The following is a 19492-nucleotide window of genomic DNA, read 5'->3' as shown; positions in this document are numbered from 1 at the left end:
GGCGCCGGCGGTCCGACCTCCCCGCGCGACGCGGACCTCGAGCGACGGGCGTCCACCGATCGGCAGCAGCGGACCCCGGGCGTCGGCGCGGAGGCTCTGCGCCCCTAGACTGGAGATGTTATGGCGGAATACATCTACTCCATGGTCCGCGCCCGTAAGTCTGTGGGCGACAAGCTGATTCTCGACGACGTCACGATGTCGTTCCTCCCGGGTGCCAAGATCGGCATGGTCGGGCCGAACGGTGCGGGAAAGTCGACGATCCTGAAGATCATGGCCGGTCTCGACGTCCCGTCCAACGGCGAGGCGCGGCTGAGCCCGGGCTTCACCGTCGGCATCCTCATGCAGGAGCCGGAGCTCGACGACAGCAAGACCGTCCTCGAGAACATCCAGGACGGCGTGGCGATCAAGCCCAAGCTCGATCGGTTCAACGAGATCTCCGCCCTCATGGCCGATCCCGACGCCGACTTCGACGCCCTTCTCTCCGAGATGGGCACGCTGCAGGAAGAGATCGACGCCGCCGACGGGTGGGACCTCGACTCCCAGCTGGCCCAGGCGATGGACGCCCTGCGCACCCCGCCCGCCGATGCGTCGGTGGTGCCGCTGTCCGGTGGTGAGCGCCGGCGCGTCGCGCTCGCGAAGCTCCTGCTGCAGAAGCCCGACCTGCTCCTGCTCGACGAGCCCACGAACCACCTCGACGCCGAGAGCGTGCTCTGGCTCGAGCAGCACCTGAAGGCCTACAAGGGCGCCGTCATCGCGATCACTCACGACCGGTACTTCCTCGACAACGTCGCCGAGTGGATCGCCGAGGTCGACCGCGGTCACCTGTACCCCTACGAGGGCAACTACTCGACCTACCTCGAGAAGAAGGGCCAGCGCCTCGAAGTCCAGGGCAAGAAGGACGCCAAGCTCGCCAAGCGCCTCAAAGAGGAGCTGGAGTGGGTGCGCTCCAACGCCAAGGGTCGCCAGGTCAAGTCCAAGGCTCGACTCGCCCGCTACGAAGAGATGGCAGCCGAGGCCGAGCGCACGCGCAAGTTGGACTTCGACGAGATCCAGATCCCCGCGGGTCCGCGTCTGGGCGGCATCGTCATCGATGCGAAGAAGCTCGAGAAGAGCTTCGGCGACCGCTCGCTGATCAGCAACCTCAGTTTCAACCTTCCCCCCAACGGCATCGTCGGTGTCATCGGGCCCAACGGTGTGGGTAAGACCACGCTGTTCAAGACGATCGTCGGTCTCGAGCCGCTCGACGGCGGCACGCTGAAGATCGGCGAGACCGTCAAGATCAGCTACGTCGACCAGTCCCGCGCGAACATCGACCCCGAGAAGACCCTGTGGGAGGTCGTGTCCGACGGACTCGACATCATCACGGTCGGCAAGACCGAGATCCCCTCCCGCGCGTACGTGTCGAAGTTCGGCTTCAAGGGACCCGACCAGCAGAAGAAGGCCGGCGTACTCTCCGGTGGTGAGCGAAACCGCCTCAACCTGGCGATGACGCTCAAAGAGGGCGGCAACCTGCTGTTGCTCGATGAGCCCACCAACGACCTCGACGTCGAGACGCTGAGCTCGCTCGAGAACGCGCTGTTGGAGTTCCCCGGCTGCGCCGTGGTCATCACTCACGACCGGTGGTTCCTCGACCGCATCGCGACGCACATCCTCGCCTACGAGGGCACCGAAGAGCACCCCGACCAGTGGCACTGGTTCGAGGGCAACTTCGAGGCCTACGAGCAGAACAAGATCGAGCGCTTCGGTGCCGACGCCGCCAACCCGTCGCGGTCGTCGTACCGCAAGCTCACGCGTGACTGACGCGGCCGCCGCGTCGGCGGGCGCGGCATCCCCCGACGAGGGTCCGGTTGCGGCCGGACCCTCGCGGGTGCACGTCCCCATCCACCTGCGGTGGGGCGACCTCGATGCGCTCGGGCACGTAAACAACACCGCGATGCTGAAACTGCTCGAAGAGGCGCGCCTGCGGGCCTTCTGGTACAGCGACGGCGACGAAGAGCCCCTGCCGACCGCGGTGTTCGACATGGACGTCCTCGCCAGCGGCGGGGAACGCGCAACCCTCATCGCGCGGCAGGAGATCGAGTACTTCCGACCGACGCCGTACACCCAGCGCCCCTTGGACGTGCGGATGTGGATCGGCGCGATGGGCGGCTCGAGCGCCGACATCTGCTTCGAGGTCTACAGTCCGGTCGGCGATCCCGAGCGCGTGCTCTACGCGCGCGCCACGGCCGTCGTCGTGCTCGTCGACACCTCGACCGGTCGCCCGATCCGATGGACCGATGCGGAGCGCGCGGCATGGGCGCCCTACACGGGCGATCCGATCGAGTACCGGCGGCGAGCCGCCCGCGCCTGAGCCTCCGGCGCCGTCAGTCGTTCGGCACCCGCACCATGACCTCCTGGGCCACGCTCGCGACCAGCACGCCGTCGCGCGAGTAGATGCGCCCGGTCGACAGGCCTCGGCCGCCGCGGGCGTTGGGGGACTCCTGCACGTACAGCAGCCAGTCGTCGACGCGACCCGGACGGTGCCACCACATGGCGTGGTCGAGGCTGGCGACCTTCAGGTTCGGGACGTTCCACGCGACGCCGTGCGCGCGCATGATGGACTCCTGGATCGTGAGGTCGCTGAGATACGCCAGCGCCGCGCGGTGCACCGCCGGGTCGTCGGGCAGTGCGCGGCGTGTGCGCATCCACACGGCCTGTCGCGGCACCCGCGGGCCCTCGACCGAGGTGTAGATGGGCGACGGGACGTGCAGCACGTCGACCGGTCGCTCCGAGAACATCCGGCGGCTGAGCGGGTGGAGTCCCTCGGCGTCGAACGGCGCGAGGTCTTCGGGCTGAGGGATGCCGTCGGGCATCGGTTCGGCGTGCTCCAGGCCCGGGTGCTCGTCCTGGAACGAGGCGATCATCGAGAAGATCGGGACGCCGGCCTGGTAGGCCTGCGTGCGCCGGGTCGAGAACGAGCGTCCGTCGTGGATGCGGTCGACCGAGAAGGTGATGCCGTCGGCCGGGTCGCCCGGGCGGAGGAAGTACCCGTGCATCGAGTGCACCGCGCGTTCGGGCGGGAGCGTGCGCGACGCGGCCACGACCGACTGGGCCAGCACCTGGCCGCCGTACACCCGCCCGAACGGCATGGGCTGCGAGACACCGGTGAAGATGTCCTCGGTGGTGCGGGCGCCGGCGTCGCGCAGGTCGAGCACCGCGAGGAGCGACGCCACGGGATCGAGGGCATCGGTCATGGCGACTCGCTTTCCGGCGCAGCGAGCCCGCGCCGCTTGATAGTTTAGGGCGGGTGTCCGCGCGCCTGTTGTTCCCCGACCCCCAGGCGGCAGCCGACCTGCTGACCTTCGCCTCCCGCACGATCCGTCTGGGTGACGGCACCGTGCGCTTGCGTGCCGACGGGGGAGTGCTCGTCGCCACCGCCGCCCCCCTCGCTCCCCGCGGGTTGCTCGACGCCACCCCGACGGTGCTGGGCCTGCGCGTCTCGGCGATCGATCCCGAGCTCGAGTGCGACCTCGTGGTCGACGCCTCCGCGCTGCTCCCGGCCCCTGACGACGCCTCAGCGGTCGTCCTTCCCGAGACCGCCACCTCGCCCGCGTGGGCGGGGATCTCGCCCCCGCGCAGCGGATGGGAGCAGAAGGATGCCATCGACGCCGCCGTTCTGGCATCCCGAGCCCAGTACGGGGTCGCCGCCGTCGCCGACGCGCTCCCCGCCGATGCCGGTGAGGACATCGTGCGGGTGATCCGCGCGCAGGTGTGGGGTCAGCCCGACGACGCCCTCGGGGGTCTGCCGCTCGGCACCGCTTTCGCGGCCTTCGCGCTGGGCTTCATCGCCGGCAGCGAGATGGCGCCCGTCCGCACGAGCGGCGCGTGGACTCGCGTGAGCCTCGCTCGCGGTCACGTGCTCGTTCGAGGCCCCGTGCGCTCGGGGCTGACCGCCGTGCGCGCGACCGGGAGCTGATCCAGCCCGCGCATAGGTGGCCGCTTTACGCTGAGGGAAGCAAGGGGAGTACTCCCGTCGCGATGCATCCGTCATCACGAGCCCACCGTTGGGCTCCGGGTGCGTCGGTCCCGTCCGGGGCGGAGGAGACCTTGACGTCGCAGTTTCCGCTGCCCGTCGAGAGGTACCCCATGGTCTCGTTCTCCCGTCTGTTCGATCTCGCTTCGAAGGCCGTCGACAAGGCGTCGTCCTCGTCGTCCTCGCGGGACGGCTCCGCTCCCCACCCCTCGTCGGGTGCCTCCCGCGACTGGCGCACCATGGTGCGCTCCGCCGCCGATGCCGTCACCGGTGACCGCCGGGCGGACTCCGCACCCGCTCCCTCGCCCGTCGCCGATTCGCGCCGAGACACCGGCCGATACGCTCCGCCGCCCACGTCGGGCTCGGCCCCGGCGCTCTCGGCCGACGACCGCGGGGCGATCGCGCGGTACGACTACCTGCTGCGCACGGCCGACCCCGATCGCGTGGAGCAGATGCATCGCGAGGCCTTCGCGCGACTGACGCCCGAGCAGCGCGCGCACGTGCGCGAGCGCATGGATACCGACCTGCACCCGCACGAGCGTCCGCGCTCGGACGCACCCGACGACCTCGCACGCACGGCCGCACGCGCCGAGGCCACGCGTCCGGGCCGCATGTCGCAGATGCTGTCCCGCGCGGGCCGCGGCGGGCTGATCGGCGCGGGAGTGGCGGGTGCGGGCGGGCTGCTCGCCGCCGTGGCCGGCGGAGCGATCGTCAGTGCGGTCGCGGGGCCCCTGCTCGCCCAGGCGGGTCAGCTGGGCGTCGACTTCGCCGGGCTCGCCGAGGGCGTCGACCTCGACGCTCTGGCATCCGGTGTCGACCTCGAGACACTCGCGGGCGGCGTCGATCTGGGGGCGGCGGGCGACTGGGCCGGCGGCGCGCAGGACGCGGTGTCGGGTCTGGGCGATCAGGTCGGCGGGCTCGGCGAACGTCTGTCGAATTTCGACATCCCGGGCTTCGGCGACTTCCTCGGGCGCTGAGCGGCCCGACGACCCGCTGCGCCGCGTGAACGCGCGACGGTGCGCGGGCGGCCGGCTTCGGGCCAGCTGACGTGGCGCCGGTCGAGGTTGCGCCGGTCGACGTTGCGCCGGTCGACGTGTCAGGCCGGTCGACGCAGCAAGCCGGACGGCGCGGTAGGCCCGAGGGCGGGCGGGCCGGTCAAGTCACGGCGCCGGAAGGCGGTGATCGCACCCGCCGCCCCGTGACGTCGCTCAATCGGCGGCGCGTACCGGGAGACCCGTGTCGGGGCGCCCGTTCTGCTGCGGCCCGCTGCCGCGGGGCTCGAACGTGTTGACCATCGCGTACGCGGCGCGCTCGAGGTAGTCCCAGAGGGGTGCCTCGAACGCGGGCGGCAGGGCGATCTCGTCGACGGCGGCGCGCATGTGCCGAAGCCACCGGTCGCGGGCGTCGGGGTCGACGTGGAACGGCATGTGGCGCATGCGCAGGCGCGGATGACCTCGGGTCTCGCCGTAGGTCGCCGGCCCACCCCAGTACTGGGCGAGGAAGAGCGTCAGACGTTCGGCCGCCGGCCCGAGGTCTTCTTCGGGGTACATGGGTTTGAGCACCTCGTCGCCGGCCACGCCGCGGTAGAACGCATCGACCAGGCGACGGAAGGTGTCCATGCCGCCCACCTGGTCGTAGAAGCTGATGGGCTCGGTCACGACTGCTCCTCGTGATCGGCACGGACGGCCGGAGGCGTCGGCTTGGCGAAGTCGGCCCGGGGCATCTCGGCGCCCGGGAGATCCAGGGTCGCCGTCGGGGTCTCGTCGCGCACGGCCTTCTTCTTCGTCTTCGTGGGGACGGCGTCGTCGTGGTCGTCGGCGGTGTCGGACGCATCGATCCGGCGGCCGCGGGGCTTCCAGCGAGGCCGGTCGGCGCCGGGCGCCACCGGCGTCTCTTTCGTCTTCGGCGGGTGCGCGCCGCGCACGCTCTGCGCGCCCTCGGGCCCGCTGAGCATGATGGAGTTCAGCTGGGGCAGGGCGATGCCCATCGCGTCGATCGCGCGCTTGAGGCGCGCGCGCAGCTCGCGGGCGACGTCGTCCTTGGCACTCGAGCGCGTCTTCATGACCAGGCGGATGACGAGAGCGTCACCGCTGATGGATTCGAGGCCCCAGATCTCGGGCTGCTCGATGATGCGCGAGCGCCACTTGGACTCTTTCGACATCGTCTTCGCCGCGGCGAGCATCGCCGTCTCGACGTCGTCGATGTCGGCGTCGGTGGGAACGGCGAGGTCGATGATGACGCGCGACCAGCCCTGCGACATGTTGCCGATGCGGGTGATCTCGCCGTTGCGGACGTACCAGAGCGTGCCGTTGACGTCGCGGACGTGGGTGATGCGCACGCTGACGAACTCGACGATGCCGGTCGCCAGGCCCAGGTCGACGACGTCGCCGATACCGATCTGGTCTTCGGCCACGATGAAGATGCCGTTGAGCACGTCTTTGACGATGTTCTGCGCGCCGAAACCGAGGCCGGCACCGACGGCGGCCGTGAGCAGGGTGAGCGAGGCCAGCGCGTTCGGCGCGACGATCCCGGCGACCCACACGAGCGCCACGATCACCAGGATGACGTTGACGATGTTCTGCAGGATCGTGCCGAGGGTGCGCGTGCGCTGCACGAGTCGCACCGCGCTGAGCGGGGACCGGTCGAGGGCCTGGGTGTCGTCGACGCGCGCCTTGCTCTTCGCACCGTTGACGATGCGATCGACCACGTGCCGAATGATGACGCGCAGGATCCACGCCGCTATGGCGATCCCGACGACGATGCCGAGAATCTGCAGCAGCACGCCACCAAAGCCGAGCAGTTGGCCGCCGACCCAGGTCCAGAAATCGAGGCTGCCGATGTCGGCCGGGGGCGCGGTGGAAGACGGGCTCGGTTCGGGGACTTCGGCGAGAACAGACATCCGTCACAGCGTAACGACGGATGCCTCGGCGCTGGCTGAGCGTCGAGGCATTCGTGGTGGGGAGGAGGGGTCAGACGTCGCGCGACCGCAGGGAGATCCAGCCCAGCACGAGCGGCGCGAGGGCCCACGCCGCCAGGGTGAGGGCGCCTTGGCCGAGTTCCGTGCCGCCGGGCGTGGTGAGCTGCACCGCGGCGTTGACCGGCAGGTAGTCGGCCGCGTCGAGGATCCACTGCCAGCTCGGTCCCGCGAACGAGAACAGGCTGAACACGATGGGCAGCACGAAGAGCACCCCGACCGTGGCTGCGATGGCGCCGGCGCCGCTGCGGATGACGAAGCCGAAGCCGAGACCGATCAGCGTGAAGGCCGCCATCGACACGACCCCCAACGCGAGAGGAACCAGGGACTCCGAGGGCGTCGACCAGTCGAGGCCCGTGCTGACCAGCGGCGCGGTCACGGCGATCGCCACCGTGTAGATGACGACGGTGGTCACGGCCATGACGAGTGCGACGACGAGGGCCTTGGCCACCAGCACCGCCCCCCGACGGGGTTCGGCGGTGAGCGTCGAACGGATCATGCCGGTCGAGTACTCACCCGTGATGACGATCGCACCGAGGATGCCGGCGACCAGCATCGTGAACTGCGTCGGCGCCAGGATCACGTTCGCCGCGGGGAAGCCGCCGCCGATGTCGCTCGAGGCCGCAGCGATCAGCAACGAGATCCCGACCGACAGGGCGGCGGTGACGCCGAGCGACCACCAGGTGGAGCGCAGGGTGAGCATCTTGATGCTCTCGCTCTTCATCAGGTGGATGAAGCTGAGGCGGTGCGCGGTCGAGGCGGGGGCGTGGGCCCGCGTGGTCGGCGCGGAAGCGACGGCGGTCATGCGATCTCCTTGGTCTTGTACTCGACCGAGTCGTCGGTGAGGGCGAGGTAGGCGTCCTCGAGCGAGCCCGCTCGCGGAGTCAGTTCATAGAGGGGGATGCCGCGAGCGGCGGCGAGGTCGCCGACCGTCTGCGCCGTGACGCCGGTGATCTGGGCGGCACCGGGCTCGGTGGCCGTCACCGTGGCATCCGGGATCTGCAGGGCCGAGACGAGGTCGGCCAGGCGCGGGGAGCGCACGAGCAGGGTCGTGGTGGTCCAGGTGCCGACGAGGTCGGCGAGCGGCGCATCGGCCAGGACGCGTCCGCGGCCGAGCACGATGACGTGGTCGGCGGTCTGCGCCATCTCGCTCATCAGATGACTCGACAGCAGCACGGTGCGACCCTCACCCGCCAGATGGCGGACGAACTGGCGCACCCACCGCACGCCCTCGGGATCGAGGCCGTTGACCGGCTCGTCGAGGATGAGGGTGTGCGGGTCGCCGAGGAGAGCGGCGGCGATGCCGAGACGCTGGCCCATGCCGAGCGAGAACTTGCCCGCCCGCTTGCCGGCGACCGAGCCGATGCCGGTGAGCTCGATCACCTCGTCGACGCGGCTGCGCCCGATGCCGTGCGTCGCGGCCATGGCGCGCAGGTGGTTGCGCGCCGAGCGTCCGGTGTGGATCGCCTTGGCGTCGAGCAGCACGCCGACCTCGGTGAGGGGGGAGCGCAGACGGCGGTAGTCCTGCCCGCCGACGGTGACCGAACCCGTCGAGGGACGGTCGAGACCGACGATCATGCGCATGGTGGTCGACTTGCCCGCGCCGTTGGGGCCGAGGAAGCCGGTGACGCGGCCAGGAGCCACGGTGAACGAGACGTCGTCGACGGCGGTCTTGTCGCCGTAACGCTTGGTGAGGTGCTCTGCAACGATCATGCCTTCACGCTACGGAGGCGCCCCGGGCGGGGGCATCCTCCCAGGGGATGATCCGGGTCCACCCGGGGATGACCCACGAATGACGAATGCCCCCTCCCGGTGAGGGAGGGGGCATTCTGAGGGGCGCGATTACTGCGAGTCGCGCTCCTGGACCGACAGCGCACGCTCCACGCCGGCGAGGTTCTCGCCGACGAGGCGGCGCAGCGCCGGGGCGGCGTCGGCGTTCTGCGTCAGCCAGGCGCGGGTCGCATCGCGCAGGGCGGTGTTCGCGAGGGCGGCGGGGTACAGACCCACGATCAGGTACTGCGCGATCTGGTAGCTGCGCGACTCCCAGATCGGCAGCAGCATCGCGAAGTACGGCTCGACGAAGTCGGCCAGCACGTCGACCGTCGCCGGGTGCGTGAAGCCGAGGGCGGTCGAACGCACGATCGTGTTCGGCGCGTCGGCGTTGTCGATGAGCGAGTTCCACGCCTGCTGCTTCGCCTCGTGCGTGGGCAGCGAGGCCTTCGCCTGGGCGGCGAGCTCCCCACCCTTCGAGGTGTTGTCGGCCGCGCGGGCGGCGTCGATGTCGTCGGCCGACACCGCGCCGGCCGTGGCCAGCGAGATGAGCAACTGCCACGACAGGTCGGTGTCGATCTCGAGGCCGTCGAGCACCGTCTCGCCCGAGCGCAGGGCCCGCACGGTCTCGGCGTGCGCCGGGGTCGAGGCCGCCGAGGCGAACGCGGTGACGAACTGCAGCTGGCTGTCGCTGCCGGCCTCGGCGGCCTGGGCGAGCGCCCAGAGGCCGTCGGCGACGCGTGCGCGAGCCGCCTCGCGCGACGCGGGCGTCACGTACGAGTTGGCGGCGAGCTGCAGCTGACCGAGCGTCGTGCGCACCGTCGTGGACTCGGTCTCGGAACCGATGTTGCGCAGCACGAGATCCAGGTAGTCGGTGGCCGAGGACTCGGCATCCCGGGTCTGATCCCAGGCGGCGCCCCAGACGAGCGAGCGGGCCAGCGGGTCGGAGATGTCCTTGAGGTGGGCGACCGCCGTGGCGAGCGAGCGCTCGTCGAGGCGGATCTTCGCGTAGGCCAGGTCGTCGTCGTTGAGCAGCACGAGATCGGGACGACGGATGCCGCGGAGCTCGGCGACCTCGGTGCGGTCACCGTCGACGTCGATCTCGACGCGGTGCACGCGCTCGAGCGCTCCGGCGTCGTTGAGCGAGTAGAAGCCGACGCCGAGGCGGTGCGGACGGATGGTGGGGTAGTCGGCGGGCGCCGTCTGCACGATCGCGAAGCGCGAGATGGTGCCGTCGGAGCCCTCTTCGATGAGCGGCGAGAGCGTGTTGACGCCCGCCGTCTCGAGCCACTTCTTCGACCAGTCGCCCAGGTCTCGGCCGCTGGTGGCCTCGAGCTCGACGAGCAGATCGCCGACCTCGGTGTTCGACCACTGGTGCTTCTGGAAGTACGCGCCGACCCCGGCGAAGAACTGCTCGATCCCGACCCAGGCGGCGAGCTGCTTGAGCACCGACCCGCCCTTGGCGTAGGTGATGCCGTCGAAGTTGACCTGCACGTCTTCGAGGTCGGTGATCTCGGCGACGACCGGGTGGGTCGAGGGGAGCTGGTCCTGACGGTAGGCCCAGGTCTTCTCCATCGCGTTGAAGGTGGTCCAGGCGGCTTTCCACTCGGTGGCCTCGGCGGTGGCGATCGTCGACGCCCATTCGGCGAACGACTCGTTGAGCCAGAGGTCGTTCCACCACTTCATGGTGACGAGGTCGCCGAACCACATGTGGGCGAGCTCGTGCAGGATCGTCACGACGCGGCGTTCCTTGACCGCGTCGGTGACCTTGCTGCGGAAGACGTAGGTCTCGGTGAAGGTCACCGCGCCGGCGTTCTCCATCGCGCCGGCATTGAACTCGGGCACGAAGAGCTGGTCGTACTTGGCGAACGGGTACGGGAACCCGAACTTCTCCTCGAAGTACGCGAAGCCCTGGCGCGTCTTGTCGAAGACGTAGTCGGCGTCGAGGTGCTGCCAGAGGCTCTTGCGGGCGAAGACGCCGAGGGGGATGACGCGGCCGTCGGCGCTGGTCAGCTCCGAGAAGGTCGCCTCGTACGGACCCGCCACGAGCGCGGTGATGTACGACGAGATGCGGGGCGTCGGGGGGAAGTCCCAGCGGGCGGTGTCGTCGCCGACGGCGACGGGCTCGGGCGTGGGGGAGTTGGAGACGACCTTCCAGCGCGCGGGGGCGGTCACCGAGAACGTGAAGGCGGCCTTGAGATCGGGCTGCTCGAACACCGTGTACATGCGGCGGGAGTCGGGAACCTCGAACTGCGAGTAGAGGTAGACCTCGCCGTCGACGGGGTCGACGAAGCGGTGCAGGCCCTCGCCGGTGTTCGTGTACTCGCAGTCGGCCTCGACGACGAGCTCGTTCTCGGATGCCAGCTCGTCGAGCGCGATGCGCGAGTCGACGAACACGGCGGCCGGGTCGAGGGATCGGCCGTTCAGCGTGACGGAGTGCACGGTGCGCGCGATGAGATCGATGAACGTCGATGCGCCCTCGGTGGCGGCGAAGGTGACGACGGTGCGCGAGGAGAAGACCTCGTCGCCGCGGGTGAGATCGAGCTGCACGTCGTAGGCGTGCGTGTCGACGACGGCGCGGCGTTCCTGCGCTTCGATGCGGGTGAGGTTCTCTCCTGGCACTGGCGTACTCCCTGGGATGAGGGTGGATCGTCGCAGATCGAGCGCTCTCGCGGGTGACGACGGACGCCGTCGGCGACGATGACAACCAGATAAGCCTAGTCACGAGATAACCCGCGCCCGGGCTCGCCATGCAGGTGCGAGGATGTCTGCGTGAGCACGACCGACACGGACACCACCCCTGAACCCGTCCTCTATGCCTCGCCCGCCGCGGCGTCGGGGCCCAAGTGGGTCGAGACGCCCGTCGCATACGACGGCATCCTCCTCGCCGGATTCGGCGGCCCGGAGGGGCAGGACGACGTCATCCCCTTCCTCCGCAACGTCACGCGCGGACGCGGCATCCCCGACGAGCGCCTCGAAGAGGTCGCCCATCACTACCGCCACTTCGGCGGGGTCAGCCCCATCAACGAGCACAACCGCGAGTTGAAGGCGGCTCTGGAGGCGGAGATCGCTGCGCGCGGGCTCGGCTTGCCCGTCTACTGGGGCAACCGCAACTGGGCGCCCTACCTCGAAGAGGCCGTGAGCGAGGCCGCCGAAGCCGGCCACACCACTCTTCTCGCGATCGCCACGAGCGCGTACAGCTCGTTCTCGAGCTGCCGGCAGTACCGCGAGGACTACGCCCGCGTGCTCGAGTCGACGGGGCTCGGCGAGACCGTGACGATCGACAAGGTGCGCCAGTTCTTCGACCACCCCGGCTTCGTCGACACGTTCCTGCGCGGAGTGACGGATGCCGTGGCCGGCTTCGTCGCCGACGGGATCGCGCCCGAGAAGATCCGCGTGCTGTTCTCGACCCACTCCATTCCGATGGCCGACGCCCAGCGCTCGGGCCCCCGTGACGTCGAGTTCGGCGAGGGGGGCGCGTATGAGGCGCAGCACAAGGCCGTCGCCGAGGTCGTCATGGCCGCTGTCGCCGACGCCGTCGCCGAGGTCGAGTGGGAGCTCGTCTACCAGTCGCGCTCCGGCCCGCCCACGCAGCCCTGGCTCGAGCCCGACGTCAACGACGTGATCGCCGAACTCCCCGGCCGCGGGGTCGAGGCCGTCGCGATCGTGCCGCTCGGCTTCGTCAGCGACCACATGGAGGTGCTCTGGGACCTCGACACCGAGGCCATGGAGGCCGCCGAGGAGGCCGGCATCCGCGCAGTCCGCACGCCCACGCCCGGCGTCGACCCGGCCTACGTCTCGGGCCTCGTCGACCTCGTCGAGGAGCGACTGAACGGCACTCCGAAATCGGAACGCCCGCACCTGACCGACCTGGGGCCGTGGTACGACGTGTGTCGCCCCGGCTGCTGCGAGAACATCCGCGCCGGGTTCAAGCCCGTCGCCGCGGGCGTTCGCCCCTGACCCGATCCGACGCCGCCCGCTCTCTCTTCCGGGGAGCGGGCGGCGTCGTCGCGTCCGCCCCCTGATGTCGGCGGCCGTCAATAAGATGAGCGCATGCGCATCCACATCGGCACCGATCACGCCGGTCTCGAGTTCTCGACCCAGATCCAGCACCACCTCGCCGCCCAGGGGCACGAGGTCGTCGACCACGGCCCCCTCGAGTACGACCCGCTCGACGACTACCCGGCCTTCTGCATCCGCGCCGCTCAAGCGGTCGTGCGTGATCAGGCCGACGGCGTCGACGCGCTCGGCGTCGTCTTCGGCGGCTCGGGCAACGGCGAGCAGATCGCCGCGAACAAGGTGCTGGGCGTGCGCGCCGCGCTGGTGTGGAACGTGTCGACCGCCGAGCTCGCGCGCGAGCACAACGACGCCAACGTCATCTCGATCGGCGCGCGTCAGCACACGTTCGACGAGGCCGCATCGTTCATCGACCGCTTCATCGCGACACCGTTCTCGGGCGAAGAACGCCACGCGCGCCGGATCGGCCAGCTCGCGGCGTACGAGCAAGACGGCGTGCTGCTGCCCGACCCGCGGGCGGCTCGCGGCGAGAACACCCTGACCGACGCCAGCGACTCGTTCGACCCCGAGGCAGGCTGATGCCCGAAGGGCATTCCGTCCACCGCATCGCGCGGCAGTTCGACCGCAACATCGTGGGGCGCGTCGTGGCGGCATCCAGCCCCCAGGGTCGTTTCGTCGAGGGCGCGTCGGTGCTCGACGGACGCGAAGCGGTCGAGGTGCGGGCCGTCGCCAAGCAGATGTTCCTGCGGTTCGACGGTGACGTGTGGCTTCGCGTGCACCTGGGCATGTACGGCGCGTGGGACTTCTCGGGCGAGGTGGCGCTCGACGCGACGATCGCCTCGGCGAACGGCCGCATGGGGCACACCAACCAGCGCGGCACGACGTTCGACGACGCGCCGATCCTCGACGCCGCGGGCGAGAACTCCCTGAGCTCGATCGGTGCCCCCCGGCGCGCGCGGGTGCGCATGTCGGAGCAGACGACCGGTCTCGACGAACAGGTCGAGTGGCCACCGCCGGTGGTCGGCGCCGTGCGGCTGCGTCTTCTCACCGAGACGACGTGCGCCGATCTGCGCGGCCCCACGGCCTGCGTGCTGCAGACGCCCGACGAGGTGGCGGCGACGATCGCGAAGCTCGGCCCCGACCCCCTCGTCGACGACGTCGCCGAGGGCGAGGAACGCTTCACCGCGACCGTCGAGAAGAAGCCCACCGCCATCGGCCTGCTCCTGATGGATCAGGCCGTGGTCAGCGGAATCGGCAACGTCTACCGCGCCGAGATCCTCTTCCGAGCCCGGCAGAATCCGCACACGCCTGGCCGCGACGTGCCCGAAGAGGTCGTCCGCGGCATGTGGCGGGACTGGGTGCGACTGCTGTCGATCGGCGTCGAGACCGGCCAGATGATGACGATGGACGACCTCGATCCCGAGGCGTATCGCCGTGCCATGGCCCATCGCGACGACCGGCACTGGGTCTACCACCGCGCGGGTCTGCCGTGCCGCGTATGCGGCACCGACATCGTGATGGAAGAGGCGGCGGGGCGCAAGCTCTACTGGTGCCCACGCTGCCAGGCCTGATCTGCCGGGCCTGATCTGCCGGGGACGGTCCCGTCGACGAGCCCGGTGCCTCGCGCGCCGCGTCGGCGGATGAGCCTGGTGAAGCCCGCCGCGTTCTAGGCTGATCCGGTGCGCCAGAACCCCAGCTTCGCGATGACCGACGTCGGTGAGATCCGGCGTCTCATCGACCGCCACCCGTGGGTCACCCTCGTCGGTCAGGGCGACGACGGTCTCGTCGCCTCGCACTATGCGGTCATGCTCGACGACCAGCGAGACGACCTGACCATCGTCGGGCACGTCGGCAAGCCCGACGACGCGATCCTCGGTCTCGGCGACCGCGAGCTGCTCGTGGTGGTGCAGGGCCCGCACGGATACATCACTCCCCGGTGGTACGGCGACGTGCCCGCCGTCCCCACCTGGAACTTCGTGTCGGCGCACCTCTCCGGCATCCCGGAGATCCTGACGCCCGACGAGAACCTCCGCGTACTCGAACGTCTCGTCGAGCGGTTCGAGGGCGACGCCGACGACGCGCGGACCCTGTACGCCCTGCCGAACGACGCGACGTTCGTCGAACGCCTCGAGCGCGGCACCGTCGGCTTCCGCCTGACACCCACGCGGGTCACGGCCAAACGCAAGCTGAGCCAGAACAAGAGCGCCGAGGTGGTCGAGACCGTCATCGCGGGGCTGTCCGCACAGCACCCCGAGCTCGCCGGCGAGATGCGCCGCGCCGAAGACGCCCGGGGACGCGCGTGATCGGCGAGCACGTCGGATTCGTCCGCGCCGTGCGGGTGGCGGGGCCGGGTCGTGAGTTCCTCCCCACCTCGGAGCCCGTCGACCTCGTCATCGCCGACGGAGTGATCGCCGACATCGCCCCCACGGGGAACCTCCGGCCCACCGGCGTGGTGGTGGACGGGGAGGGCGGCTGGCTGCTGCCCGGCCTCTGGGACCACCACGTGCACGTGCTGCAGTGGGCCCTGGTCGCCGAGCGCGTGCCGCTCGGCGAGGTCGCCTCGGCGCGCGATGCCGCATCGATCATGGCGTTCGCCCCCGAGAGCGACGGACGCCGCATCGGCGTCGGCTTCCGCGACGGGCTGTGGCCCGACGAGCCGAGTCTCGCCCTGCTCGACGCCGCGACCGGAGACGGGGCGACCTACCTTGTCAACGCCGACGTGCACAGCGTCTGGATGAACAGCGCCGCGTTCCGTCGCGAGGGCTTCGAGCCCGTGGCATCCGGGATGCTGCGCGAAGAGGACGCCTTCGAGATCTCGCGCCGACTCAACGCCATGGAGCCGGACCGTGCCGACGACGCCGTCGAGCGCATGGCTCGCGCCGCCGCGGCACGCGGGATCGTCGGACTCGTCGACCTCGACATGACGTGGAACGACGAGCCCTGGCAGCGGCGGGTCGCGCGGGGCTTCGACACGCTCCGCGTCTCGTACGGCACCTACCCGCAGCACCTCGACCGCGCGATCGCCGAGGGCCTGCGCACCGGCGACCGGGTGCGCGGGGCGGCGCACGACCTCGTGCGCGTCGGACCGCTGAAGGCCATCACCGACGGGTCGCTCGGAACCCGCACGGCGGCGTGCGCCCACCACTACCCGGGTGAGATCGGCAACCACGGACTGCTCACCGTGCCCCCCGACGCCCTCGTCGACATGATGACGCGGGCGACCGCCGCGGGGCTCGAGTGCGCGATCCATGCCATCGGCGACGTCGCGAACGCGCACGCTCTCGACGCGTACGCACGCACCGGTGCGGTGGGCACCATCGAGCACGCACAGCTCGTCGCGCACGCCGACATTCCGCGTTTCGCCCGGCTGGGCGTCGCGGCGAGCGTGCAACCCGAGCACGCGCTCGACGATCGCGACATGACGGATGCCATCTGGGCTGAGCAATCCGCGCAGCCCTACCCCCTGCGCGCCCTGGTCGACAGCGGGGCGAACGTGCGGTTCGGCTCCGACGCGCCCGTGGCGTCGCTGGATCCGTGGGCGGCGATGGCGTCGGCCGTGTTCCGCACGCGCGACGGGCGCGACGCCTGGCACCCGCACCAGCGGATCGACATCGACACCGCCATCGCGGCATCCACCGCCGGAGGATCGACGGCGCCGGCGCAGATCAGTCCCGGGGCCCTGGCGGATCTCGTCATCGTGGGCGACGATCCGCACGCCGCCGACGAGCGGGGCCTGCGCGCCATGACGGTGCGCACGACGCTGCTCGCGGGGCGCGTGACGCACGGCGCGTGACGCACACGTCCTCGCCGCTTCGGATTCGCGCGCGACGACACCCCCGGCGTCTTGTGCGCGGGGACGACGAAGGGGGCGGCGCCGAAGCACCGCCCCCTTCGTGGAGGAATTACGCCGCGAGGTGCGCGAACAGGAACCAGCGGTCCTTGTCGAGACCGCGCTTGATCTCGATGGCGACGTCCTGGCTCGTCATGTCGAGCTCGTCGAGGCCCTCGATGGCGGCTTCGATGTCGAGCAGCACGGCGTCGATGTCGGCGATGACGGCGCGGATGACGACGTCGGACTGCGCGAAGCCGGCGGGCACCTCGGTGGCCTTCGCCTTGGCCGCGACCGTCGACAGGCGCGCGTCGATGGGCAGGCCCAGGGCGACGATACGCTCGGCGGCCAGGTCGGCCCAGTCCTGCGCGTGAGCCACGACCGTGTCGAGCAGCTCGTGCACGCCGATGAAGTTGGATCCGCGGACGTGCCAGTGCGCCTGCTTGCCGTTGACGACGAGCGCCTCGAGGCCGATCACGACGGGGGACAGGAACTGCGCGGTGCCGGACGCCATGGTGGAGTCGACGGTGGTGGCGGCGGGGGTGTGAACGGTGCTCATGTTTGCTCCTTAGGCGACGTTCGAAGTCTCGATGGATGCAACGCTACTCAGTCGCGGACATTCCGCAAGCAAGATGAGGCTCGGCTAAATACCTGATGAATAGGCAATCCTCACCTATGCTCCCGCCTTCTCGTCGCGAGCGCGAGCCCCGCTCCCACGGTTCCGGCCGCGACGAGCGCGACGGCGGCGAGCGGGTCCGTGCCACGCCCCGTCCGGGGCAGCGCATCGCCGGGCGATCGGGGGGAGTCCGGGTCGGCGCCCTCGACGTGCTCGCTGAGCCGCACGACGGGCGTGGCGCTCGTCGCCGCCCGTCGCATGTCGTTGCCCGCCGCGGCATCCATCCGCACGCCGATCGCGATGCGCACCGTGCCGCCGGCCGGGATGACGGCGCTGCGCCATTCGGCGCCCGGCGCGACCGTCTGATCGTCGACGGCGAGTCGCAGGGCCCCCGCCAAGGTGGGGCGCGTCCCGTCGGCGCCCGGGAGGTCGAGGCGAACCGCAGCGCGAGCGGGATCACCGCTGACGTTGCGGATCCACACGGGCGTGGTGAGCGTGATTCCCGGTGCGAGACGGCCGAGGTCGTCGATCGGGTCGAGCGAGCCGTCGGAGACGAATCGGATGCCATCGGCGCTGAGCTGCAGGTTCGCCTCCGCCGCGTCGCGGGACGCGGCCGCCGGCTCCCCGGCTCTCGCGGGCGCTGGAGCGACGAAGGGGGTGAGAGCCGCGACGGCGACGAGCACGGCGAGCGTCGCCGCGGCAGCCCGCCGACGCCGGGTCCGCACCAGGTCGATGGCCAGCAGCGCGACGCCGTACCCGACGATGAGGACCCCGACCACGGCGACGATCGCCCCTCGGTCGTGCCCGCCCAGCAGCACACCCGGATACCCGAGGTACGGCACCGCCATGATCACCGTGCCGCGCAGTTGCTCGCGCTGCACGGGGGGATCGTCGACATCGTTGGCGTCGCCGCGTGTCACGAGCAGCCGGTCTCCGCCGGTGCTGCTCGTCGTCCCGACGACCCGGTGCGTGACGACCGCGGGGTCGCCCGAGCGGATCTGGTACGTCACGACGTCGCCGATCCGCACGTCGTCGATCGACGCGGCGCGCACCGCGATCATGGTGCCGGGCGGCATCCCGGGCTGCATGCTCCCGGTGAGCACGGTATACGTCTGAGCGCCGAGGAGGTGGGGGATGACGATCGTCAGCAGGGCGAACAGGGAGAGGACCAGGATGACGACCGTGCCGACGACCGAACGCAGACGGGGCCCGCGGGAGCGCGGGCGGGGGTGGGCCTCGCGCGTGGAGCGTCGGGTCAGGTTCCCTGACACTTCAGCCCTCCGGTCAGCAGACCACCGAGCAGGCTCGACAGCACGACGGGCTGTGCGTTGCCGGCCGCGGATTCCCACGCACCGACGCGGGCTTTGACGGTCACGAGGACCGACCCCCCGGTGAGGAGGGAACCGAGGGCCAGACCGAGGTTCTCGAGCAGCGAGCCGCGCACCTCGAAGAACAGGTTCGTCTGGTTCTGGCTGAGCGATGTTGTGCTGCTGTTGACGGTGTTCCCGAGCGTCACGTCGTAACCGGTCGCGCCCTCGACGCTCGCCCATTCGATCCGCGCGGCGCGGGGGCTCGACGTCACGTTCTTGCACTGCGTCACGGGTGCGGCGAGCGAGCCCGTCGACAGCGAGAACGCGGGCGCCGCGGCGGTCGACTGCCAGGCGGCCTCTGCGGGCGGAGCGGTCAGACCCCAGAGGAACGACAGGGCGACGGCGCCGGCGATCACCGACCGGCCCCCCGGCGACAGCCCCGTCACGAGAGCACCTGATCGGCCGTCACCGTCATCGACGGCGAGATGGCTGTGTTCTGCGCGGTAGACGGCGCGTCTGCGCGCAGCGTCACCCGCAGGCACAGGTCGACCGACTGTCCCGTCCTCAACCCTCCCGCCGGGGCGTAAGAACCCCCCGGCGGGATCACGGTGCCGCTCCCGCACGCTCCGACGAACACCTGCGTGGTGACCCACGTCGACTGGGTCGTCGGCGTCGCGCTGAGCTTCCAGCGGAGCGTCGTCCCGCTCCCCGTCGCGGTGACTCGCAGCGTCGCGGTGTCGCTCACGCCGCTCGGGTACAGCGGCTTCCACGCCGACCAGGAACCCACCCACTGCGTCGCGAGGGCCAGGTCACCGGATGCCACGACCCCCGCGGCGAGGGGCACACGGCTCTGCCAGAACGCCTGCGCCGCGGTGGTCCCCCCACCGAGCACGAGGACCGTCGCCAACATCGCTCCCCAGCGCAGCCGTCGCGGGACGCCGTCGTCACGCTGCGACATGCCGAG

Annotated in this window: 19 protein-coding genes; 9 read left to right on the top strand and 10 right to left on the bottom strand. The window is 70.7% G+C overall.

Going from position 1 to position 19492, the window contains the following annotated elements; translation table 11 throughout:
- Positions 1–120: 120 nt before the first annotated feature.
- Both ettA and IFU19_RS05975 read left to right on the top strand, forming a co-directional pair.
- Positions 121–1800 carry an energy-dependent translational throttle protein EttA gene (gene ettA, locus IFU19_RS05980; protein ID WP_055836803.1) on the top strand — a complete coding sequence of 560 codons (1680 nt, stop codon included), beginning with the start codon at positions 121–123 and terminating at the stop codon, positions 1798–1800.
- A gap of 67 nt (positions 1801–1867) precedes the next feature.
- A complete protein-coding gene (locus tag IFU19_RS05975) occupies positions 1868–2350 on the top strand; it encodes an acyl-CoA thioesterase (RefSeq protein ID WP_055837884.1) in 483 nt (160 codons plus the stop codon).
- A 13-nt stretch (positions 2351–2363) separates the two neighbouring features.
- Here IFU19_RS05975 and IFU19_RS05970 read toward each other — a convergent pair whose 3' ends face one another.
- Entirely contained in the window at positions 2364–3233 is an 870-nt protein-coding gene (locus IFU19_RS05970) for an acyl-CoA thioesterase (protein ID WP_055836806.1), read from the bottom strand.
- A gap of 53 nt (positions 3234–3286) precedes the next feature.
- Here IFU19_RS05970 and IFU19_RS05965 point away from each other — a divergent pair, with 53 nt between their 5' ends.
- Positions 3287–3955: a hypothetical protein gene (locus IFU19_RS05965; RefSeq protein WP_055836809.1), complete on the top strand. Its 669-nt coding sequence runs from the start codon at positions 3287–3289 to the stop codon at positions 3953–3955.
- A gap of 170 nt (positions 3956–4125) precedes the next feature.
- Positions 4126–4989 (top strand): cation-transporting ATPase, encoded by an 864-nt coding sequence (locus IFU19_RS05960; RefSeq protein WP_192013192.1) that lies wholly within the window; start codon positions 4126–4128, stop codon positions 4987–4989.
- A 231-nt stretch (positions 4990–5220) separates the two neighbouring features.
- On the opposite strand, the gene IFU19_RS05955 is transcribed toward IFU19_RS05960, so the two are convergent.
- The 5 genes from IFU19_RS05955 to pepN form a co-directional block, all read right to left on the bottom strand.
- Positions 5221–5670 (bottom strand): globin, encoded by a 450-nt coding sequence (locus IFU19_RS05955; protein ID WP_192013191.1) that lies wholly within the window; start codon positions 5668–5670, stop codon positions 5221–5223.
- Positions 5667–6911 (bottom strand): mechanosensitive ion channel family protein, encoded by a 1245-nt coding sequence (locus IFU19_RS05950; protein WP_192013190.1) that lies wholly within the window; start codon positions 6909–6911, stop codon positions 5667–5669. Before IFU19_RS05950 ends, IFU19_RS05955 begins: the two co-directional genes overlap by 4 nt.
- 70 nt (positions 6912–6981) lie before the next feature.
- A complete protein-coding gene (locus IFU19_RS05945) occupies positions 6982–7791 on the bottom strand; it encodes an ABC transporter permease (protein WP_192013189.1) in 810 nt (269 codons plus the stop codon).
- On the bottom strand, positions 7788–8699 hold the full coding sequence (locus tag IFU19_RS05940) for an ABC transporter ATP-binding protein (RefSeq protein ID WP_055836821.1): 912 nt from the start codon (positions 8697–8699) through the stop codon (positions 7788–7790). Before IFU19_RS05940 ends, IFU19_RS05945 begins: the two co-directional genes overlap by 4 nt.
- Positions 8700–8828: 129 nt before the next feature.
- Complete coding sequence (gene pepN, locus IFU19_RS05935) at positions 8829–11378, bottom strand: aminopeptidase N (RefSeq protein ID WP_192013188.1); 2550 nt, start codon at positions 11376–11378, stop codon at positions 8829–8831.
- A gap of 150 nt (positions 11379–11528) precedes the next feature.
- Between pepN and IFU19_RS05930 the strand changes: the two genes are divergently transcribed.
- The 5 genes from IFU19_RS05930 to IFU19_RS05910 all read left to right on the top strand — a co-directional run bounded on the left by IFU19_RS05930 (position 11529) and on the right by IFU19_RS05910 (position 16566).
- Positions 11529–12716, top strand: a complete 1188-nt coding sequence (locus IFU19_RS05930; protein WP_192013187.1) for a ferrochelatase — start codon at positions 11529–11531, stop codon at positions 12714–12716.
- A gap of 93 nt (positions 12717–12809) precedes the next feature.
- Positions 12810–13352, top strand: coding sequence for a ribose-5-phosphate isomerase (locus tag IFU19_RS05925; protein ID WP_055836828.1), 543 nt, complete (start codon positions 12810–12812; stop codon positions 13350–13352).
- Complete coding sequence (locus IFU19_RS05920) at positions 13352–14344, top strand: Fpg/Nei family DNA glycosylase (RefSeq protein ID WP_191914988.1); 993 nt, start codon at positions 13352–13354, stop codon at positions 14342–14344. Before IFU19_RS05925 ends, IFU19_RS05920 begins: the two co-directional genes overlap by 1 nt.
- A gap of 108 nt (positions 14345–14452) precedes the next feature.
- Complete coding sequence (locus IFU19_RS05915; RefSeq protein WP_191914989.1) at positions 14453–15076, top strand: FMN-binding negative transcriptional regulator; 624 nt, start codon at positions 14453–14455, stop codon at positions 15074–15076.
- Positions 15073–16566, top strand: a complete 1494-nt coding sequence (locus IFU19_RS05910; protein WP_192013186.1) for an amidohydrolase family protein — start codon at positions 15073–15075, stop codon at positions 16564–16566. Before IFU19_RS05915 ends, IFU19_RS05910 begins: the two co-directional genes overlap by 4 nt.
- Positions 16567–16675: 109 nt before the next feature.
- Here the strand turns inward: IFU19_RS05910 and IFU19_RS05905 are convergent, their stop codons facing one another.
- The 4 genes from IFU19_RS05905 to IFU19_RS05890 form a co-directional block, all read right to left on the bottom strand.
- Positions 16676–17161 carry a Dps family protein gene (locus tag IFU19_RS05905; protein WP_055939900.1) on the bottom strand — a complete coding sequence of 162 codons (486 nt, stop codon included), beginning with the start codon at positions 17159–17161 and terminating at the stop codon, positions 16676–16678.
- Positions 17162–17271: 110 nt separating this feature from the next.
- On the bottom strand, positions 17272–18489 hold the full coding sequence (locus IFU19_RS05900; RefSeq protein ID WP_192013185.1) for a signal peptidase I: 1218 nt from the start codon (positions 18487–18489) through the stop codon (positions 17272–17274).
- Complete coding sequence (locus IFU19_RS05895) at positions 18474–18974, bottom strand: hypothetical protein (RefSeq protein ID WP_055836845.1); 501 nt, start codon at positions 18972–18974, stop codon at positions 18474–18476. Before IFU19_RS05895 ends, IFU19_RS05900 begins: the two co-directional genes overlap by 16 nt.
- Entirely contained in the window at positions 18971–19486 is a 516-nt protein-coding gene (locus IFU19_RS05890) for a hypothetical protein (RefSeq protein WP_055836848.1), read from the bottom strand. The genes IFU19_RS05895 and IFU19_RS05890 overlap by 4 nt, the downstream gene beginning before the upstream one ends.
- Positions 19487–19492: the final 6 nt, after the last annotated feature.

It is taken from the genome of Microbacterium sp. CFBP 8794 (assembly GCF_014841235.1).
Classification (GTDB): domain Bacteria; phylum Actinomycetota; class Actinomycetes; order Actinomycetales; family Microbacteriaceae; genus Microbacterium.
This window is presented reverse-complemented; position numbering and strand designations above follow the sequence as displayed.